General features: G+C 71.3%; 16 protein-coding genes. 6 read left to right on the top strand and 10 right to left on the bottom strand.

What is annotated here, in order from left to right; translation table 11 throughout:
* The first annotated feature begins 200 nt into the window (after positions 1–200).
* Entirely contained in the window at positions 201–1436 is a 1236-nt protein-coding gene (locus E9998_RS03305) for an MFS transporter (protein WP_158299677.1), read from the top strand.
* Positions 1437–1570: 134 nt separating this feature from the next.
* On the opposite strand, the gene E9998_RS03300 is transcribed toward E9998_RS03305, so the two are convergent.
* On the bottom strand, positions 1571–2338 hold the full coding sequence (locus tag E9998_RS03300; RefSeq protein ID WP_158299676.1) for an SDR family NAD(P)-dependent oxidoreductase: 768 nt from the start codon (positions 2336–2338) through the stop codon (positions 1571–1573).
* 166 nt (positions 2339–2504) lie between these two features.
* Here E9998_RS03300 and E9998_RS03295 point away from each other — a divergent pair, with 166 nt between their 5' ends.
* Both E9998_RS03295 and E9998_RS03290 read left to right on the top strand, forming a co-directional pair.
* A complete protein-coding gene (locus E9998_RS03295) occupies positions 2505–2783 on the top strand; it encodes a FitA-like ribbon-helix-helix domain-containing protein (protein WP_420842408.1) in 279 nt (92 codons plus the stop codon).
* Complete coding sequence (locus E9998_RS03290; RefSeq protein ID WP_136528275.1) at positions 2774–3196, top strand: type II toxin-antitoxin system VapC family toxin; 423 nt, start codon at positions 2774–2776, stop codon at positions 3194–3196. The genes E9998_RS03295 and E9998_RS03290 overlap by 10 nt, the downstream gene beginning before the upstream one ends.
* A gap of 66 nt (positions 3197–3262) precedes the next feature.
* Here E9998_RS03290 and E9998_RS03285 read toward each other — a convergent pair whose 3' ends face one another.
* From E9998_RS03285 to E9998_RS03265, 5 genes are all read right to left on the bottom strand, one after another.
* Positions 3263–5023, bottom strand: a complete 1761-nt coding sequence (locus E9998_RS03285) for an IucA/IucC family protein (RefSeq protein WP_204745220.1) — start codon at positions 5021–5023, stop codon at positions 3263–3265.
* Positions 5020–5610, bottom strand: a complete 591-nt coding sequence (locus tag E9998_RS03280) for a GNAT family N-acetyltransferase (RefSeq protein WP_136528274.1) — start codon at positions 5608–5610, stop codon at positions 5020–5022. The genes E9998_RS03285 and E9998_RS03280 overlap by 4 nt, the downstream gene beginning before the upstream one ends.
* A gap of 20 nt (positions 5611–5630) precedes the next feature.
* Entirely contained in the window at positions 5631–6914 is a 1284-nt protein-coding gene (locus tag E9998_RS03275; RefSeq protein WP_136528273.1) for a lysine N(6)-hydroxylase/L-ornithine N(5)-oxygenase family protein, read from the bottom strand.
* Positions 6911–8410 (bottom strand): pyridoxal phosphate-dependent decarboxylase family protein, encoded by a 1500-nt coding sequence (locus E9998_RS03270; protein ID WP_420842407.1) that lies wholly within the window; start codon positions 8408–8410, stop codon positions 6911–6913. Before E9998_RS03270 ends, E9998_RS03275 begins: the two co-directional genes overlap by 4 nt.
* 453 nt (positions 8411–8863) lie before the next feature.
* Positions 8864–10537, bottom strand: a complete 1674-nt coding sequence (locus E9998_RS03265; RefSeq protein WP_136528272.1) for a DUF885 domain-containing protein — start codon at positions 10535–10537, stop codon at positions 8864–8866.
* Between the two features lie 179 nt (positions 10538–10716).
* Here E9998_RS03265 and E9998_RS03260 point away from each other — a divergent pair, with 179 nt between their 5' ends.
* Complete coding sequence (locus E9998_RS03260; protein ID WP_136528271.1) at positions 10717–12471, top strand: LamG domain-containing protein; 1755 nt, start codon at positions 10717–10719, stop codon at positions 12469–12471.
* Between the two features lie 114 nt (positions 12472–12585).
* On the top strand, positions 12586–13152 hold the full coding sequence (locus E9998_RS03255; protein ID WP_136528270.1) for an NADAR family protein: 567 nt from the start codon (positions 12586–12588) through the stop codon (positions 13150–13152).
* A 44-nt stretch (positions 13153–13196) separates the two neighbouring features.
* Here E9998_RS03255 and E9998_RS03250 read toward each other — a convergent pair whose 3' ends face one another.
* The 4 genes from E9998_RS03250 to E9998_RS03235 are packed head-to-tail and all read right to left on the bottom strand — an operon-like array spanning position 13197 to position 16348.
* Entirely contained in the window at positions 13197–14111 is a 915-nt protein-coding gene (locus E9998_RS03250) for an ABC transporter substrate-binding protein (RefSeq protein WP_136528269.1), read from the bottom strand.
* Positions 14112–14122: 11 nt separating this feature from the next.
* The gene (locus tag E9998_RS03245) at positions 14123–14854 is read right to left on the bottom strand and encodes an ABC transporter permease (RefSeq protein ID WP_136528268.1); all 732 of its coding nucleotides are present in this window, start codon (positions 14852–14854) and stop codon (positions 14123–14125) included.
* The gene (locus E9998_RS03240; protein ID WP_136528267.1) at positions 14851–15525 is read right to left on the bottom strand and encodes an ABC transporter permease; all 675 of its coding nucleotides are present in this window, start codon (positions 15523–15525) and stop codon (positions 14851–14853) included. Before E9998_RS03240 ends, E9998_RS03245 begins: the two co-directional genes overlap by 4 nt.
* 1 nt (position 15526) lies before the next feature.
* Positions 15527–16348, bottom strand: a complete 822-nt coding sequence (locus E9998_RS03235) for an ABC transporter ATP-binding protein (protein ID WP_136528266.1) — start codon at positions 16346–16348, stop codon at positions 15527–15529.
* A 219-nt stretch (positions 16349–16567) separates the two neighbouring features.
* On the opposite strand from E9998_RS03235, the gene E9998_RS03230 reads away from it, so the two are divergent.
* On the top strand, positions 16568–17929 hold the full coding sequence (locus E9998_RS03230; protein ID WP_136528265.1) for a dihydrolipoyl dehydrogenase family protein: 1362 nt from the start codon (positions 16568–16570) through the stop codon (positions 17927–17929).
* Positions 17930–18079: the final 150 nt, after the last annotated feature.

The raw sequence follows: 18079 nt of genomic DNA, 5'->3' as shown, positions 1-18079 counted from the left end.
GCGCGCCGAACACCGCGCTAGACGGCTCCGCTGACATGCGCTCCGCTGGAGCCGCAACCGATGCCGCCCTTCGCCGTCCCGCGAGCGGCGCCGCGGCAGAGGACGGAGCCGACTCGGCCGCTCCGGGAACCGCGGCCGGCGCCGTCCCCGGCCCCTCGGCCGTCACCGCTCCGCCGGACACGACCGCACCTGACACGACCGTGCTTCAGCGCCGCGTCCTGCGGACCCTGTTCTGCACCCAGATCCTCGGCGGGCTCGCGGTCGGGATCGGGATCGCCGTGGGCGCGCTCCTCGTCGAGGACATGACCGGCTCCTCGACGTATGCGGGCCTGGCGCAGAGCCTCTTCGTGGGTGGTTCGGCGCTCGTCGTGGTCCCGGCGGTGCGGATCACCGAGCGGTTCGGGCGCCGCGGCGGGCTCGCGTTCGGGTACGGGTGCGCGGTTCTCGGCACGCTCGTCGTCATCGCGGCGGTGCACCTGGAGAACCCGGCAGTGGCCGTCGCGGGCTACTTCCTGCTCGGCTCGGCCTCGTTCGCCGGGCTCCAGTCCCGTTACGCCGCAGCCGATCTCGCCCCGGCCTCCAAACGCGGCTCGCACCTGGCGATCGTCGTGTGGGCCACCACGATCGGCTCGGTCGTCGGCCCGTCGATGGCGGGCCTGGCCGAACGGGTGTGGACGGGCTGGTTCGGCGGGCCCGCGTACGTCGGCTCGATGGCCGCCATCGGACTGCTGTGCCTGGTCACCGCAGCGATCACCGGCCTGCTGCTGCGCCCCGACCCGCTGCTGACGGCCCGCGCGATCAGCGGCGAGTCCGACGCGCCGCGCCGGTCGATCGCCGACGGCCTGCGGACCGCGCGGGCCAACCCCGCCGTGCGCACCGGCGTCATCGCCGCCGCCCTGGGGCACTTCGTCATGGTCGGCGTCATGGCGATGGCGGCCCTCCACATCAAGCACGGCATGGCCGATCCCGAGCGGGCGCTCACCGTCGTCGGCGTCATCCTCGGGCTGCACGTCGGCGCCATGTACGCCTTCGCGCCGGTCTTCGGGCGCCTCATCGACCGCCACGGCGCGCGGCCGGTCCTGGTGGGCGGCACCGCGACCCTCGTGGCCGCCTGCGTCGTCGCCGGTTCGGCGGCGGCCGACGACCACGTGCGGGTCTCGGTCGGCCTCGTCCTGCTCGGCCTCGGCTGGTCGGCCATGACGGTCGGCTCGGCGGCCCTCGTCACCGGCGCGGTCACCCCCGCCCAGCGACCGTCCACACAGGGCTTCTCGGACCTCGTGATGGGCCTGTCCGCCATGGGAGCCGGCGTCGCCTCGGGCCCGATCGTCGAAGAGTTCGGCTACGGGGTCCTCTGCCTGTGCTGCGCCGTCGTCGCCCTCGTCGTGGTCCCGTTCCTCATGGGCCGCCCGGGAACCCCCGCACAGGAACCGGCCTGACGAACCCACCGGTTCGCCCGGCCCGCAACACCGCAAATCCTATAGGATATATCCTATGGCATTCGCCGGTCACGCCCGCCCTTACGGGCTCGGAACCGGCGAATCATGCAGGATATATCCTATAGGATATTCGGTCAGTAACCGTAGGCGCTGGGGGCGTTCTGGCCGCCGTCCACCGGGATCACCGCGCCGTTGATCGCCTTCGCCTTGTCCGACAACAGGAATGCGATCACCTCGGCGACGTCCTTCGGGTCGAGCAGTTCGCGGTTCGGGAACTCCTCCAGGAAGGCCTCGTAGCGGCCCGGGTCGGCCGCGCGCAGGCGGTCCCAGTTGCGGTCGGGGATGAGCATGGAGCCGGGGGCGACGGCGTTGACGCGCACGCCGCTGGGGCCCAGCTCGCGGCCGAGCACCGTCGCGGCGTGGTTGAGGGCGGCCTTCGTCGACCCGTACGCCAGCCCGGGGGAGGGCTTCGAACCCGAGATCGAGGAGACCAGCACGGCCGAGCCGCCGGTGCGCCGCAGCTGCGGCAGCGCCGCTTTCAAGACGGTCATCGCACTGGTCACGTTGACGCCCAAGGTATAAGTCCAGTCGTCGGCCTCGGTGTCGACCAGGCTCCGGCCGCGGGCGCCGCCGACGTTGGCGACCACCCCGCCGAGGTCGCCCAGACGCCGCCCGGCCTCGTGCGCGAACTCCACGAGCACCTCGGCGTCGTTGACGTCCAGCGCCCGCGTCGCGACCGGCACGTCGTACCCCGCGCGCAGCTTCTCGGCGAACTCGTTCAAAGGGGCGGCATTGCGCGCGCACAGCGCGAGCGGCACACCTGCGGCGGCGAGCACCACGGCCGTGGCCATACCCAGACCGTGACTGGCGCCGGTGATGAGGACAGGGCTGTTCAGTTGCATGCCCTTCATAATGGCCTGCCGTGTCACCCCGTCTCCCACCTGTCGGACCCCACCGACGAAGAACGACCCGACGGACCCCTCCCGCCCGAGTCAATCAGAGCCGAACGTTCAGCGTGTTCTTCCAGGCTTTCGGTGCTAGCATCGATAGCGTGAGGGGGTGACCATCATGACCGACTCCGAGGCCCGGGAACGGGCCATGTCCATCCGGGCGATACCCGCCACGGTCTATGAGCGGCTCCGCCGCCAGGCCGCGGCGCATCAGCGCTCAATGGAGGCTGAAGCCCGCGACATCATCGACAAGGGCACCCGCTCCGCTGAATCCGAACCAGGGATGCTCGGCAGCCGAGTGCACCGGCTCTTCGCCGAAGTCGGCGGCTTCGACGAGTTCGCGGTGCCGCCCCGGACCGACCGGCCCAGGGATGTGGACTTCTCCGAATGGTCGTAGTCGTCGACACCAATGTCGTATCGGAGCTGATCAGGGCCGAACCCGAACCGGCCGTGCTCGACTGGTTCGACGGTCTCCCCGGGGTCGAACCGCACCTCACCGCCACGACGGTGCTCGAACTCTATTTCGGGGCCGGGCGACTGCCCGAAGGCTCGCGCAAAACGCAGCTGATGAACCGCATCGACATCATGGTCCACGAGATCTTCCGGGGGCGGGTGCTCGCCTACGACGCGGTCGCCGCCGAGATCGGAGGTGGCCTGATGGCCGATCTCGAAAGACGCGGCCGAGCGATCGGGCTCGCCGACGTGGAAATCGCAGCCGTCTGCTCGGCCGCCGGAGCGCCACTCGCGACGCGGAACACGAAGCACTTCGAGGGGCTCGGACTGGTGCTCATCAACCCTTGGAGCGAATGATCGTCGCTTGAGGCGACCGCTGGGCGGGAGCGGGCCGTGCCGTCCGGTCCCGCCCGGCGGGTCCCGTCAGCGCCAGGGCGCGAGGGGGTTGTCGAGGGAGCCGGCGTAGATGAGGCTCTCCTCCTGGTTCTCGATGTCGACCATCTGGAGGTTGTCCTTGAGCTGCAGGCGGTTCAAGCACGAGAGCTGGAAGGAGTCCTCGAACAGCGGGTACTTCGCGAACGCGTCGGCGAGGTCGGGGTGGGCCGCCTGGTAGTCCTTGAGGGACTCGGCGGCGACGCGCCAGAACTCGTCCTGGTCGAGCGCGCCGTCCAGGTGGAGGATCGCGGCGAGGAACCGCAGGAAGCAGTCGACGACGTCGACCTGGATCGCGAGCGCCCGGACCTCGTCGGGCACCGCGCCCTGGATGCGGCGCACCGCGTCGGGGACCTCGGCGTCGGTGTCCATGCGCGCGCACTCCTCGCCGATGTCCTTGAGGAAGACGCGTTCGACCGCGCCGTCCTTGAGGACCAGGATCACGTTCTCGCCGTGGGGCATGAACGCGAGGCCGTACCGGTACAGGCAGTGCGCCAAGGGGACCAGGTACGCGTCGAGGTACCGGCGCAGCCATGCTGCCGCGGGGAGGCCCGAGCGGCGGATGAGCGCCGAGGCGAACGGGGCGCCCTCGGCGTCGACGTGGAGGAGGGACGCCATGGTCGCGGCGCTCTCGCCCTGGCCCAGGCGCGGCACGGGGCTCTCTCGCCACAGGGCCGCGAGCATCTTGCGGTACGGCGAGCCCTTCGGCGCGCCGGTGGTGTACGCCGGGTGCCGGTAGCCCACGGCGGCCCGCTCGCGCAGGACGGTGACGCCCAGGCGCTGGAGGGTCGCGTCGCCGTGCACGAGGTCGGCGACGTAGTCGCTGATCGCGGGCGTGACCTCCATGTACTCGGTGGACAGTCCGCGCATGAAGCCCATGTTGAGCACCGAGAGCGAGGTCTTGACGTAGTCGGCGCCGGGGTCGGAGCGGTTGAAGAAGGTCCGGATCGACTGCTGGGCCTGGTATTCGTGGTCGCCCTCGCCGAGCGGGATGAGGCGCCCGGCGGCGATCTCGGGGGCGAAGGTCACGGCGATCTTGTTGCGCCACTGCCAGGGGTGCACGGGAATGAGGTGAACGTCCTCATAGGAGAGTCCGGCGTCGGTGAGCACCGAGGCGAAGTAGGCGCGCGAGTCGGGGTCGAGCTGGGTCTCCAGCAGCCACGTCGAGTCGAGCCCGGGGGAGGAGGCGAACATCGCGTGCTCGCGCCTGGCCGCCAGCCACATCAGGCGCACGCCCGCCCCGGCCTCGGGGGCGTAGGCCCGGTGGTCCTCGGCGGTGAAGCCGAGGCGCCCGGACCCGGCGACGAAGCACGGGTGCCCGCCGGTCATGGCGGCCTCGATCGCCTGGAAGCCCGCGTCGACGAGTTCGGCGGCGCTCGGCTGGTCGTCCCCGGCCTGGAACGCGCCGCGGTTGACGGTGGCGGCGACCTCTTCGAGGTACACCGGCAGCACCGAGTCGCTCAGTCCCAGTTCGCCTTTGAAGGCGAGGAAGAACGCGGCGGCGTCGAGTTCGAGCGGCTCGCCGTCGGCGTCCTCGCGGAGGATCGAGGCCGGGTCGACGGCCCAGTGGTCGAGTTTGAGGCGCTCGGCGGTGAAGCGGTAGCGCTCGCCGCGCGCGGTGAGGACGTACCGGCCCCCGGTCTTGACCGGCACGAGGAGCCGCTCGTGGGTGAACTCCCCGATCGCCTTGGCCAGCAGCGTCGCGGTGGCCCTGCGCCACCGCTCGGGGGTCAGGTGGTCGATCGCGCTCACGCGGGGACTCCTCTCGCGGCGGACCGCTCGAAATCGATTCGGGTGCAGAAGCTCAGGAGCGCCTCCTTGTCCCGCAGGCGCACGGCGCGCTCGGGGCGGAAGCCGACGAACTCGTTGAGCCGGTGGATGGCCTCGTTGCCGACGTCGGGTTCGACGACGACCCTGTTGGCGCCGAAGCCGTCGAAGAGCAGGCGCATCACGGTCTCCATGACGCCCTTGGTGAACCCGGGGATGGGCTGCTCGCTCGGGGCGGTGAGGACGTGCATGCCCACGTCCCCCTCGGCGGGGCTGTAGACCTCGGCGAGCTCGGTGCCGGCGGGGTCGTAGACCTCCACCAGGAACCGCGCCCGGTAGTGGTAGAGGCCCATGTACGCGAAGTGCGCGGGGTGCATCTCGATGCCCTCGTGCTCGGCGAGCACGTCGGCGACGGTGGCGTCCTGCATCATCCAGTACTTGGCCTTGGGATGCGTGACCCACTCGTGCAGCAGCGGTGAGTCGGTGGGCGGGTCGACCGGGCGCAGGCCGAAGTCGCCGAGGCGGTCGTGCAGGTGGTAGAACGTGGCCGGTGCCTTCATGGGTGCGGTCATGCCTGTGTCCTTCTCGCGGTTCACGACGGCGGCGCCCCGAACTCCTGGAGTCCGATGCGGCGCTCGATCGGGTAGACCTCCCGGCCGGTCATCGACCGGATGATCCAGGAGTTGCGGTGGGCGGCCATGCCCAGGTCGGGTGCGGTGAAGCCGTGGGTGGCGAGTTCGGCGTTCTGGACGAAGACCTCGCCCTCGCCTGCGGCGTCGACGCTGTAGTCGCGGCGGGCGTCGAGGCGGCCGGTCGGGTCGAAGCGGAGCCGGTCGCGCACGGGTTCGAGGAACGGGGGGACGCGGTAACTGTAGCCGGTCGCCAGGACCAGGCCCTCGGTGCGCAGCTTGAAGCCCCGGTCCTGCTCGTGCTGCCTGATCCCGAGCCGGATCGAGCCGTCCTTCTCCACGGCGCTCTCGACGGTGCAGTTGGTGAGCAGCCTGGTCGGGACGGCGCCGTGCAGGAACCGGAGTTCGTAGAGCACGTCGAAGATGTCGTTGATCAACTCCGCGTTGATGCCCTTGTACAGTCCCTTGTGGGCGGCGCCGAGTTCGTCGCGCTTGGAGCCCGGCAGGGCGTGGAAGTAGTCGACGTACTCCGGGCTCGTCATCTCCAGCGTGAGCTTGGTGTACTCCAGCGGGAAGAACCGCGGCGAGCGCGTCACCCAGTTGAGCTCGTACCCGGTGCCGATGTCGCCCAGCAGGTCCCGGTAGATCTCGGCGGCGCTCTGCCCGGAGCCGACCACGGTGATCGAGGCGCACTCCTTGAGCCGTTCGCGGTTGTCGAGATAGGACGACGCGTGGCAGACGGTCTCGGAGGCCAGATCGCGGCACGCGGGCGGCACCCACGGCGGGGTGCCGGTGCCGAGTACGATCCGGCGGGCGCGGTCGACCCGAGGGCCGCCGGGCCCCTCCGAGCGGATCGCGTACGCGCCGTCCTCCCATTCGACCGCCGTCACCTCGCGTTCGAAGTGGAGGTTTCCCAGTCGCCCGGCGGCCCACCGCAGGTAGTCCTGAAATTCGGCGCGCAGCTGGTAGAACGACTCGCGGATGTAGAACGGGTAGATCCGCCCCCGGTCCTTGAGGTAGTTGAGGAACGAGAAGGGCGAGGTCGGGTCGGCGAGGGTCACCAGGTCGGCCATGAACGGCACCTGCATGGTGGTGCCCTCGATGAGCATCCCCGGGTGCCAGTCGACGTTCGCCTTGCGCTCCAGGAAGATCCCGTCGAGGTCGGCCACGGGCTCGGTCAGGGCCGCGAGGCCGAGGTTGAACGGCCCCAGGCCGATGCCGACGAAGTCGCGCACCGCGCCGCTCACGCCGCCTCCTGCGCGCTCTTGCCGTGGCGGGCCAGCGCTTCGAGCACGGGCACGACGTCGGCGAGGCCGGTCTCGGGGTTGAGGAGCGTGAGCTTGAGGGCGATGCGTCCCTCCACTCTGGTCGCCGCGACCATGCCCTCCCCGGAGGCGGCGAGCGCCTCCCGGGCACGGCGGTGCGTCTCGTCGTCGGCGCCCGCGAGGCGGAACAGCACGGTCGACAGCTGGGACGGCGGGGCGGCGACGGTGAAGCGCGGGTCGGCCGCGATCCAGTCCCAGGTGCTCCCGGCGAGGTCGCAGACGCGGTCGAACATGTCGCCGATCGCGTCGGGTCCCAAGGTGCGCAGCGTCATCCACAGCTTCAGCGCGTCGAAGCGGCGAGTGGTCTGGAGGCTCTTGTCGACCTGGTTGGGGAGCACGGCCTCGGCGGGGTTGAGGTAGTCGGCGTGGTGGGTGACGTGGCGCAGCGAGGCGCGGTCGCGCACGACGAGCGCGGAGGAGCTGACGGGCTGGAAGAACGACTTGTGGTAGTCGACGGTGACCGAGTCGGCGAACTCGACGCCCTTGAGGAGCGCGCGGCGGCGCGGCGAGACGAGGAGGCCGCAGCCGTAGGCGGCGTCGACGTGGAGCCAGGCGCGGTGCGCGGCGCAGACCTCGGCGATGGGGTCGAGCGGGTCGATGGAGCCGAAGTCGGTGGTGCCGGCCGTGGCGACGACGGCGGCGGGGACGAGGCCGCGTTCGCGGCAGGTCTCGATTGCGGCGTCGAGCGCGGCGGGGTTCATGCGCGACCAGTCGTCGGCGGGCACGGTGACGACGGCGTCTTCGCCGAGGCCGAGGAGCCTGGCGGCCTTGACGACCGAGAAGTGGCTGTGCGGGGAGGCGAGGATGCGCAGCCTCGCGAGGACCTCGACGGGCCGCGGCGGGGCGCCGTCCTCGTCGCGGTGGGCGCGCAGCACGTTCGCGACCGCCTCGTCCCTCGCCAGGAGCAGGGCGTGCAGGTTCGACTGCGTCCCACCGGAGGTGAACACGCCGTCGGCGCCGGGCCCGAAGCCGATGCGCTCGGCGGTCCAGTCGATGAGGCGCCGTTCGATCAGGGTGCCGCCGGCGCTCTGGTCCCAGGTGTCGACGGAGGTGTTGACGGCCGCCAGGACGGTCTCGGCCGCGACGGCGGGGAGTGCGACGGGGCAGTTGAGGTGCGCGAGGTAGCGCGGGTGGTGGAACCAGACGGCGTCCTTGAGGTACAGCTCGCCGATCTCCTCGAAGGCGTCCTCGAAGGACGCCAGGGGCCGGTCGAGGTCCACGGCGGCGACGGCCGGTCCCAGGTCCGCGGGGGCGGCGCCGGTCCAGGGCCGCTCGACGGCGGCGAACCGCTCGGCGAGGCGCCCGGCGACGTCGGCGATGAGGCCGCGGTAGGCCGCCGCCGTGTCGCGGCCGAGGAGGGCCGGGGGGTCGGAGCGGTTGTGCGGCGCGGAGATCGGACGAGGGTCGGCGCTAGTCAGCACGGAGGGTCCTTTCGCGGGGGCGGTCGTGAAGGCCGGAGAACGTGTAGGTTAGCCTAACCTAAGTTAAGGGTCGGCAATAGGTCTCGTCCCAAATGGTGATGTTCTCCACGGCTTCTTGCGGTCACGCCCCTGGATCGGCGTTTGCCACGGAATGTCGACGCCCGACGCGGACGCTGCCGGGCCGCGCGGCCTCGGGCCGCAGGGTCTCCGGTGCGCGGGGGCCGCGGATCGCCGGTCCCGGCCCACGGCACGGGAAGTAGGTTGCGGCGGCGCCCGGGGGGAGCCACCGCCGCGTCCCCATCGTGCCGCAGCCGCGGCGGCACTGTCTGTCACCAATCCGACAACACCCGGTGGGGCACCCCTCACGAACCCGCCGGTCGCCCTGCGGCGCAAAGCGACCGGCGGCGGGCACCTCGCCCGCCGCCGGTCGTCGCCGTTCCCCCGTTCGGGTTACGCCTCGGCGATCCAGGCCTCCACGACCTCGGTCATCGTCGCCAGCGGGATCGACCCGCTCGACAGGACGCGGTCGTGGAAGTGCCGCAGGTCGAACGCCTCGCCCAGCTCCCGCTCGGCCCTCTCGCGCAGCCCGGTGATGTGGCGGCGCCCGATCATGTACGCGAGCGCCTGGCCCGGCCACGCGATGTACCGGTCGACCTCGTTGGCGATGTTGACCTCCGAGAGCGCGGTGTGCTCGCGCATGAACGCGACCGCCTGCTCCCGCGACCACCCGAAGGCGTGCATCCCGGTGTCGACCACGAGTCGGCACGCCCGCCACGCGTCGAACGAGACCATGCCGAGCCGCGCGAGATCGCCGCTGTAGAGCCCGATCTCGTCGCACAGCCGCTCGGTGTAAAGGCCCCAGCCCTCGCCGAACGCCGTGACGTACCCGAACTGCCGGAACCGCGGCAGGTCCTCGAGCGTCTGCCCGAGCGCGAACTGGAGGTGGTGGCCCGGCACGCTCTCGTGGAACGCCAGCGCCTCGTACTCGTACCGCGCCCTCGTGTGCGGCTCATAGGTGTTCACCCAGTGCGTGCCCGGCCGCGACCCGTCCGAGGCGGGCGCGGTGTAGTACGCGAGGGTCGCGCCCTTCTCGGCGGCCTCGGGGACCGCCCGGATCGCGCACGGCGCGATGTCGTAGTCCAGGAACGCCTTCGGCAGCGCCGCCTCGGCCCGCCCGAGCGCCTCGGTGACGTCGGCGAGGATCTCCTCGGCCGTCGCATACCGCAGCGACAGGTCCCCGCGGAGCCGCGCGATCACCTCGGCCGCGTCCGCGGTGCCCAGCGCCCGCTCCCCGAACCGCGAGAACTCCCCGCGCAGCCGCTCGACCTCTTCGAGCCCGATCCGGTGCACCGCTTCGGGATCGAGATCGGTGGTCGTGAACTGGCGCGAAGCCGCCGCGTACCCTTCGACGCCGCCGGGCACATGGCACACGCCCACCTGCTCATCGCCGCGCCCCGCCGGGGCCAGCTCCTCCTCGATCGCGGTGAGCCACCGCGCGAGCGCCGGTCGCACCCGCTCGGCGACGATCGCCCTCGCCTCGGCCCTCCACGCCTCGATGTCCACTCCGGACGGATCGGGCGCGGCCAGGACATCACCGTCGATCGGCGTCGCGAGGTAGTCGCGGATCTGCTCGGCCACGCTGAGCGCCCCGTGCCTGGTCTGGTGCCGCCCTTCGGCACCGGCCTGCCGGTACCGCTCCAGCACCGCGTCGAAGTAGCCCCCGAGCGCCCCCAGCCGCACCAGGTAGTCCCCGCTGCGCCGCTCCGAATCGAGCGTCGCCCTCGGCAGCGACGACAGCATCGACGACACCGGCCCGCTGATCGTGTTGCTCAGCCCGACCTCCCCGAGCGCCGCCTCCACCGTCCCGGCCTGGTCGGCCACGAGTCTCCCGAGCATCGAGTGCGTGATCCGGTCCTGCCCTTCGAGCGCCCCCGCGTCGATCCCCGCGAGCCCCTCCCGCACCTCCGCCAGGTGCGCGAGCCGCACGGCGTCGCCCTCCCGGCTCGGATCGGGTAGCAGATGGTCGTACCCCGCAATCCCGTAGAACGTCGCCGACACCGGACTGTCTTCCAAATGCAGCTCGAAGTGCCGCTGCGCCAACGCTGCCAACCGAGGATCGCCCATGATCACCCTTTCCCTTCGCGGTGCCCCGACCCTAACCTCCCGACTAGCCGCCCGGCAAGTTCCCCATGCGACGGGTGGGATCGCTACGCTCTCCCAAAGTGGAGTACGATCACTCCAATTAGTTGAACGTGTTCAACTTAAGCGGTCCTCCTTCGGACCTGAACTGGAGAAACACACACATGTCCATAATCCCCAAGCGAGCGCTCCGCGGGCTCCTCCTCGCCGCGCTGGCCGGCGTAGTCGCCGCCGCGGGCCTCGCCACCCCGGCGGCTGCGGCCCCCTCGGCGCCCGTCATCACCAGCGACGACTTCCCGAGCGACGATTTCATCACCAGCCCGATGGTCGGCGAGATCGGCACCATCACGATCACCGCCGCAGATCCGGACATCGCCTACTACATCGTCGACTTCAGCCGGGACGACAAGGGCCCGGAGAAGATCGTGCTCGACCCTCCGAGCGAACCGGTCGAACTCGCCTACATGCCGACGATCTCCGGACGCCAGGTTCTGAACGTGCGGGCTGTCAGCACGACGGGCGGCGCGGTGGACACCTACTACACGTTCCTAGTTTCGGCCAAGGCTCCCGTCGGCGCTTGGGCGCTCGCCGAGCCCACCGGATCGGCCCAAGTGCTCGACGCCAACGGACTGAACCCCGGCAAGGTCGGCAACGGCGTCCAGCTCGGCGCCGAAGGACCGGGCGACGCCACCGCCGCCTCCTTCGACGGCACCTCTCGCGCCTTCGTCAACACCGCCGACAAGGACCTCCTGCGCACCGACGAGGGCTTCGCGGTCTCCGCCTGGGTGCGCGTGGACGACCTCGCCCGAGACCAGGCCGCGGTCAGCCTCAAGAGCGCCGAAGAATCCGGATTCGTCCTCGGCTACCACTCGCTCTCGGCCACCTCGGGGGAGTGGACGTTCGCGACCCCTGACGCCAAGCGCGACCCCACCGGCTCCTGGCAGGTCTCGGGCGGATCGGTCTGGCCCGGCACCGCCGACGAGTGGGTCCAACTCACCGGTGTGTACAACCAGGTCGATCAGTCCATCGCCTTGTACGTCAACGGCGTGGCCGTCGACACCGCGGTCCGGGAGACGACCTGGAACGCGAGCGGCGACGTACAGATCGGCCGCGCCCTCGCAGACGACGAATGGGGCCTCAACTGGTCCGGCGACCTCGCCGAAATCCAGGTCTTCGACCGGTTCGTCGCAACCGGAGAGGTCGAAGACCTCGTCACCCACCCGCTCTTCACCCGCGAAGGCTACTGGCAGTTCAACACCGCGCCGGACGGACTCAGCCCTGAATACCTGGGCGGTGAATCGGCGGTACTGCACGGTGACGCCTCGATCCTCGTCGAAGGCGACCCGTTCTTCGACCCCTTCCCGATCGCAGGCACCGGCAACCTCCTCTTGGACGGCGACGGAGACTACGCGACCCTCGACGCGCCGCTGGTCGACACCTCGGGATCATTCAGCGTCACCGCCGTCGTCCAGCTCGAAGGCGACCACCTCGATGAGGACATGACCGTCTTCTCGATCCCGGGCGAGCACCGTCCGCTCGCAGAGGTCCGGTACGACGCCACGGACTACGCCTGGAAGCTCGTCCTCGCGACCGCTGACGACCCCGAGGCCGCAACCGTCGAACTCACGAGCCGCGTGACTCCGGTGACGTTCCAACCGCAGGGCATCGCCGTGGTCTTCGACGGCTCCCTGGGGCAGTGGAACCTCTACGTCGGAGGCAACGCCAGCGCGGGAGCGGTGAGCGAGGGGATCGAGCCGTGGACCGCCGCCGGAGGGCTGGAAATCGGAAGGAGCCGGACCGGCGGAGGCAGCTCGTACTTCGCGGGCGGCATCGACGAACTCCGCGTGTACACCGGTGCCATCAGCGATTACGTGGTCGTGGCTGCGGCGATGGCGTACGCGGAGGACCCGGGCATCTGACATCCGACAACCTCGGTCGGAGCGAAACGGGAGTCATGGGACCGGGCCGACGGCCCGGTCCCATGACTCCCGTTTCGCGTTGCCGGGTTCGGACAGGTGTGGGAAGGTGGGGGGATGTCCGAAGCCGAAACCTTGCCCCGTACCGTCGCCGAGGCCATTGCGCTGGGTCATGCCGGGCGCGAGTTCAAGTACGTCCATTTCTGGGGCCACCAGCCCGAACGGGACGGGAGTCCCGGTCGGGGGAGCCTGAGCCAGTGGTGGCCCTCGGAGTTCGAGGAGGCGGGGCGGACGTTCGCGTCCGCCGAGCACTACATGATGGCGCACAAGGCCTGGCTGTTCGGCGACCACGAGATCGCCGAGCAGATCCTCGCCGCCGGGCACCCCGCCGAGGCGCAGCAGCTCGGGCGCCGCGTCAGCGGCTTCCGAGGGGAGGTGTGGGAGGCCGAGCGGTTCGGGATCGTCGTGCGCGGCAACCTCGCCAAGTTCGGCCAGCACCCGCCGCTCCTGGACTACCTCGCCGCAACGCGGGACCGCGTCCTCGTCGAGGCCAGCCCCAAGGACCGCATCTGGGGCATCGGCCTCGCCGCCGACGACCCGGGCGCGGCCGCCCCTCGCACCTGGCTCGGCCTCAACCTCCTCGGCTTCGCCCTCATGGAGGCCCGCGACCGGCTCGCCGCCTGACACGCGAAGAGGCCGGTCGAAGGACCGGCCTCTTCACATGCGCGCTAAGCGAGCCCGTTGTCCGCCAGCCACTGCTTCGCGATGTCGGGCGTCGACGCCTGGTCGACCGTGCTCTGCACGTTGAGCGCCACCAGGCCCTCGGGGGTGAGCGCCGCGCTCACCGCGTTGATCGTCTCGGCGATGTCGCCCGCCACCGACTCGCTCACCAGCGGCACCACGTTGGACGCCAGGAACAGCGCCTCCGGGTCCTCCAGCACCACGAGGTCGTCGGTCTGGATGCGCGGGTCCGCGGTGAACACGTTCGCCACGTTCACCGTCCCGGCCACCAGGTCCTCCACCGTGGTGTCGCCGGTCGCCGAGAACTCGACCTCCACGCCGTAGACCTCCTCCAGACCCGTCGGCCCGTACGGGCGCTCGGCGAGCTCGGGCGGGCCGCCCAGCGTCAGCGCCGTCGAGGCGCCCGCGAGGTCCGCGATCGAGACGAGCCCCTCGGACTCGGCGAACTCCCTGGTGACGGTGTAGGAGTCCTGGTCGCTCGCGGCCGCCTGGTCGAGCACCGTGAGCCCCTCGGGCAGGGCCTCCTGGAGCGCCGCGTACACGTCCTCGGGGGAGCGCGCCTCGGTCTCGGGGTCGAAGAACTGGAGCAGGTTCCCGGTGTACTCGGGGAACAGGGTGATGGCGCCGCTCTCGACCTCGGGCATGTAGGCGTCGCGCTGGCCGATGCTGAAGCGCCGCTCGACCTCCACGCCCGCGCCTTCGAGGGCCTGCGCGTAGATTTCGGCGACGATCTCGTTGGAGTAGTAGGCCTGGGAGCCGACGACGACGGTGCCGCTCTCTGCGGCGTCGGAGGTGTTCTGCTCGCCGAGCGGGTCGTCGGAAGAGCATCCGGTCATCGCGATCGCGGAGCCGAGCACCGCCGCGGCGGCGATCCCCGCTCGCGTGCCTCGGGCTGTGAACATGGTTCTTCCTCTCATCCTGGGTGCGTTGCGGTAGCGGAGTCGGTCTCGGGGCGCGCGGTGACGATCTCGCCGCGCCCGGCCCGGACGCCGCGCTGCTCCACGGCCCGCTGCGCGAGCGCGAGCAGCGCGTCCAGCACGAGCGCGAGCACGGCCACCAGGATCGCGCCGCCGAGCACGGCCTCGTAGCGTCGCAGGCTCAGACCGGTGATGATCGGCAGGCCGAGCCCGCCGAGGTTGACATAGGCGGCGATCGTGACCGTGGCGACGACCTGGAGCACCGACGAGCGCAGCCCGCCGACCAGCAGCGGCAGCCCCAGCGGGACTTCGACGCGCCACAGGATCTGCCACTCGGTCATGCCCATCGCCCGCGCGGCGTCGACGACGCGCCGGTCGATCGCCTCGAACCCGGCGTACGCCCCGGCCAGGAGCGAGGGGATCGCCAGGATCACGAACGTGACCACCGCGGCCTCGGGCTTGTGGAGCACGCCGAAGACCAGGACCAGCAGCACCAGGAGCCCGAAGGACGGCAGGGCGCGGGCGGCCCCGGCGACCGCGACGGCCGCGTCCCGGCCCCGTCCGGTGTGGCCGATCGCCCAGCCCAGCGGCACCGCGATCGCCGCGGCGACCGCGACCGGCACGAGCGTGTAGAACAGCTGCTGCCACAGCAGGACGTGCAGCGCGTTCGGCCCCGTCCACTGCGCGGGGTCGGCGAGCCAGTCGAAGGCGCCCGAGAGGAGGTTCACGAGGCGGCCTCCGCGGTCCGGGCCGCGCGGCGCCCGGCGGTGCGCCGCGCCCAAGGCATGAGCCACCGGCCCGCGACCATGAGCAGCAGGTCGATCACCAGGGCGATCACCGCGACCGCGACGATCCCGGCGAGCACCTCGGCGACGATGCGCCGCTGGAGCCCGTTGGTGAACAGGTAGCCGAGGTTGGTGACGCCCACCAGGATGCCGACCGTGGCGAGCGAGATCGTGCTGACCGCGGTGACCCGCAGCCCGGCGAGGATCACCGGTCCGGCCAGCGGCAGGTCGACGGCCCAGAAGCGCCGCCCGTCCCCGTAGCCGACCGCGGTCGCGGCCCGCCGCACCGCCGGGTCGATCGAGTCGAGGCCGTCGGTGACGGCGCGGACCATGATCGCCACGGCGTAGATCGTCAGGGCGATGACGAGGTTCGTCTCGCTCGTCGCCGGATAGCCGGCCACCACCGGCAGGATCATGAGCAGCGCCAGCGACGGGATCGTGTACAGCAGCCCGGTCACGGTGATGACCCACCCGCGCAGCAGCCGGTACCGCCACGCCACCCAGCCCAGCGGCAGCGACAGGAGGAACCCGGCGACGATCGCGACGACGCTCTGGCGCAGGTGGTCGAGCGCGAGCGTGCCGATGAGGTCGAGGTTGTCGAGGACCCAGGTCACCTCACGCGCCGCCTTCCACGAGGACGCCCTGCGTGCGGCCCTCGGCGTCCACGAGCACCGGTCCGTTCGCCGTCTGCTTGACGCGCAGTTCGCGTTTGCCGCGCTCGGTGCCGATGAACGCCGCCACGAACTCGTCCGCGGGCGCCTCGATGATCTCGCTGGGGCTGCCCACCTGGAGCCGCTTCGCGCCCGCGGCGAGGATCACCACCTGGTCGCCGAGCAGGAACGCCTCGTCGATGTCGTGCGTCACGAACACCACGGTCTTGTCCAGCTCCCGTTGCAGCCGCAGCAGCTCCTGCTGGAGCTCGGCGCGCACGATCGGGTCGACCGCGCCGAACGGCTCGTCCATGAGCAGGATGTTCGGGTCGGCCGCGAGCCCGCGCGCGACGCCCACGCGCTGCTGCTGGCCTCCGGAGAGCTGGCTGGGGTACCGGTCGGCCATCGTCCGGTCGAGCCCGACGACCTCCATGAGTTCCAGGGCCCTCGCCCGCGCGGCGCGCCTCGTGCCGCCGTTGAGCCGCGGCACTGTCCCGATGTTCTCCGCGACGGTGAAGTGCGGCAGGAGCCCGGAGTTCTGCATGACGTAGCCGATGCTGCGGCGCAGGGCCACCGCCGGGCGCGAGGCGACGTCCTCGTCGTCGATGAGGACGGTGCCCGAAGTCGGCTCGACCATGCGGTTGATCATGCGCAGCAGCGTGGTCTTGCCGCAGCCCGAGGAGCCCACGAACACGGTCGTCTTGTGCGAGGGGATCACCAGGTCGAACCCGTCGACGGCGGTCGTGCCGCCGGGGAAGCGCTTCGTGACGTCGCGGAACTCGATCATCGGTTTCCTCCGGGTGCACGGGCGGACCGGTCCCTCGGCGGCCGTCCGCACCTCGCCACGGCCCACCGGGTCGACGCCCGCGAGGGCGCCCACGCGACCCTACCCGATTCACGCCTGGCGCAAACGCGTCCGCACCATCGCATCCACTTCGGAGAGCGGCCCCTCGGCACGCGGACACCGGTATCGTCGGGGGTCGGACGCGAACGAGGGGAGCCCGACGTGGCGGAGCGAGTGGATGTCGTGGTGGTGGGCCTGGGGCCCGGCGGCGAGTCGGCGGCGGGCGCGCTCGCCCGGGCCGGGCTGTCGGTGGTCGGCGTCGAACGCCGCCTCGTCGGCGGCGAATGCCCTTACTACGGCTGCATACCGACCAAGATGATGGTCCGCGGCGCCGACGCGCTCGCCGAGGCCCGCCGCGTCCCCGACCTCGCGGGCGCCGCCGAGGTCTCGCCCGACTTCGGCGCCGTCGCGCGCCGCATCCGCGACGAGGCCACCGACGACTGGAACGACCAGGCCGCCGCCGACCGCCTCACCGAGGCCGGGGGCCGCCTCGTGCGCGGCGAGGCCGCGATCACCGGCCCCGGCACGGTCCGCGTCGGCGACCAGGAGTTCAACGCCGCCAAGGCGATCATCCTCAACACCGGCACCGAGCCGGCCGTCCCCCCGATCGACGGTCTGGCCGGGACGCCCTTCTGGACGAACCGCGAGGCGGTCGCGGCCACCGAGACGCCCGAGTCCCTCATCGTGCTCGGCGGCGGCGCCATCGGCCTGGAGATGGCGCAGGCCTTCTCCCGCTTCGGCACCCGTGTCACCGTCGTCGAGGCCGCCGAGCGACTGCTCAGCCTGGAGGAGCCCGAGTCGGGCGACCTCGTCGCCAAGGTCTTCGAAGCTGAGGGCCTCACCGTCCACACCGGCACCGCGATCGAGTCCGTGGCCCACGACGGCGGCACCTTCACCGTCACCGGCGGCGACCTCCGCCTCCAGGCCGAACGCCTTCTCGTCGCCACCGGCCGCCGCCCGCAGTTCGCCGGCCTCGGCCTGGAGTCGATCGGCGTCGACGCCTCCGGCCGCTCCCTCGCCACCGACGAGCACCTGCGGATCGCCGACGGCGTCTACGCCGTCGGCGACATCACCGGCAAAGGCGCCTTCACCCACATGTCGATGTACCAGGCCGCCATCGTCACCGACCACGTCCTCGGCAAGGACCGCCTCGGCGCCGAATACCACGCCGTCCCGCGCGTCACCTTCACCGACCCCGAGATCGGCGCCGTCGGCCTCACCGAACGCCAGGCCCGCGACCAGGGCCTCGACGTCGCCACCGCGATCTCCGACCTCCCCGCCTCCTCACGCGGCTGGATCCACAAGACCGGCAACGACGGCTTCGTCAAACTCGTCGCCGACACCGACCGCGCCATCCTCGTCGGCGCCACCTCCGCCGGCCCCACCGGCGGCGAGACCCTCTCCATGCTCACCCTCGCCGTCCACGAACGCACCCCCCTCGCCCGCCTCCGCACCATGATCTACGCCTACCCGACCTTCCACCGAGCAGTAGAGGACGCCCTCACCCGCCTCCCCGGAGCCTGAGCATGGCGAAAGGCCGGTCCGAAGGACCGGCCTTTCGCCATGCTCAGGCTCGTCTGTTCCCGAGGACTCGATGGGTTCAACTGACTAAGGACGAAGCTGACTTAGAACATTTCTAAGTCAGCGAGTTCACGAGAGGCGGGTAGAGGCGTC

The sequence above is a fragment of the Glycomyces paridis genome (assembly GCF_004912155.1).
GTDB classification, from domain to species: Bacteria; Actinomycetota; Actinomycetes; order Mycobacteriales; family Micromonosporaceae; genus Glycomyces; species Glycomyces paridis.
This window is presented reverse-complemented; position numbering and strand designations above follow the sequence as displayed.

Coding starts and splice junctions, on each gene's coding strand:
- E9998_RS03280 (WP_136528274.1), bottom strand. CDS start 5,610: ATGACCGCACCCATGAAGGCACCGGCCACGTTCTACCACCTGCACGAC.
- E9998_RS03260 (WP_136528271.1), top strand. CDS start 10,717: ATGTCCATAATCCCCAAGCGAGCGCTCCGCGGGCTCCTCCTCGCCGCG.
- E9998_RS03300 (WP_158299676.1), bottom strand. CDS start 2,338: ATGCAACTGAACAGCCCTGTCCTCATCACCGGCGCCAGTCACGGTCTG.
- E9998_RS03290 (WP_136528275.1), top strand. CDS start 2,774: ATGGTCGTAGTCGTCGACACCAATGTCGTATCGGAGCTGATCAGGGCC.
- E9998_RS03295 (WP_420842408.1), top strand. CDS start 2,505: ATGACCGACTCCGAGGCCCGGGAACGGGCCATGTCCATCCGGGCGATA.
- E9998_RS03265 (WP_136528272.1), bottom strand. CDS start 10,537: ATGGGCGATCCTCGGTTGGCAGCGTTGGCGCAGCGGCACTTCGAGCTG.
- E9998_RS03255 (WP_136528270.1), top strand. CDS start 12,586: ATGTCCGAAGCCGAAACCTTGCCCCGTACCGTCGCCGAGGCCATTGCG.
- E9998_RS03250 (WP_136528269.1), bottom strand. CDS start 14,111: ATGTTCACAGCCCGAGGCACGCGAGCGGGGATCGCCGCCGCGGCGGTG.
- E9998_RS03235 (WP_136528266.1), bottom strand. CDS start 16,348: ATGATCGAGTTCCGCGACGTCACGAAGCGCTTCCCCGGCGGCACGACC.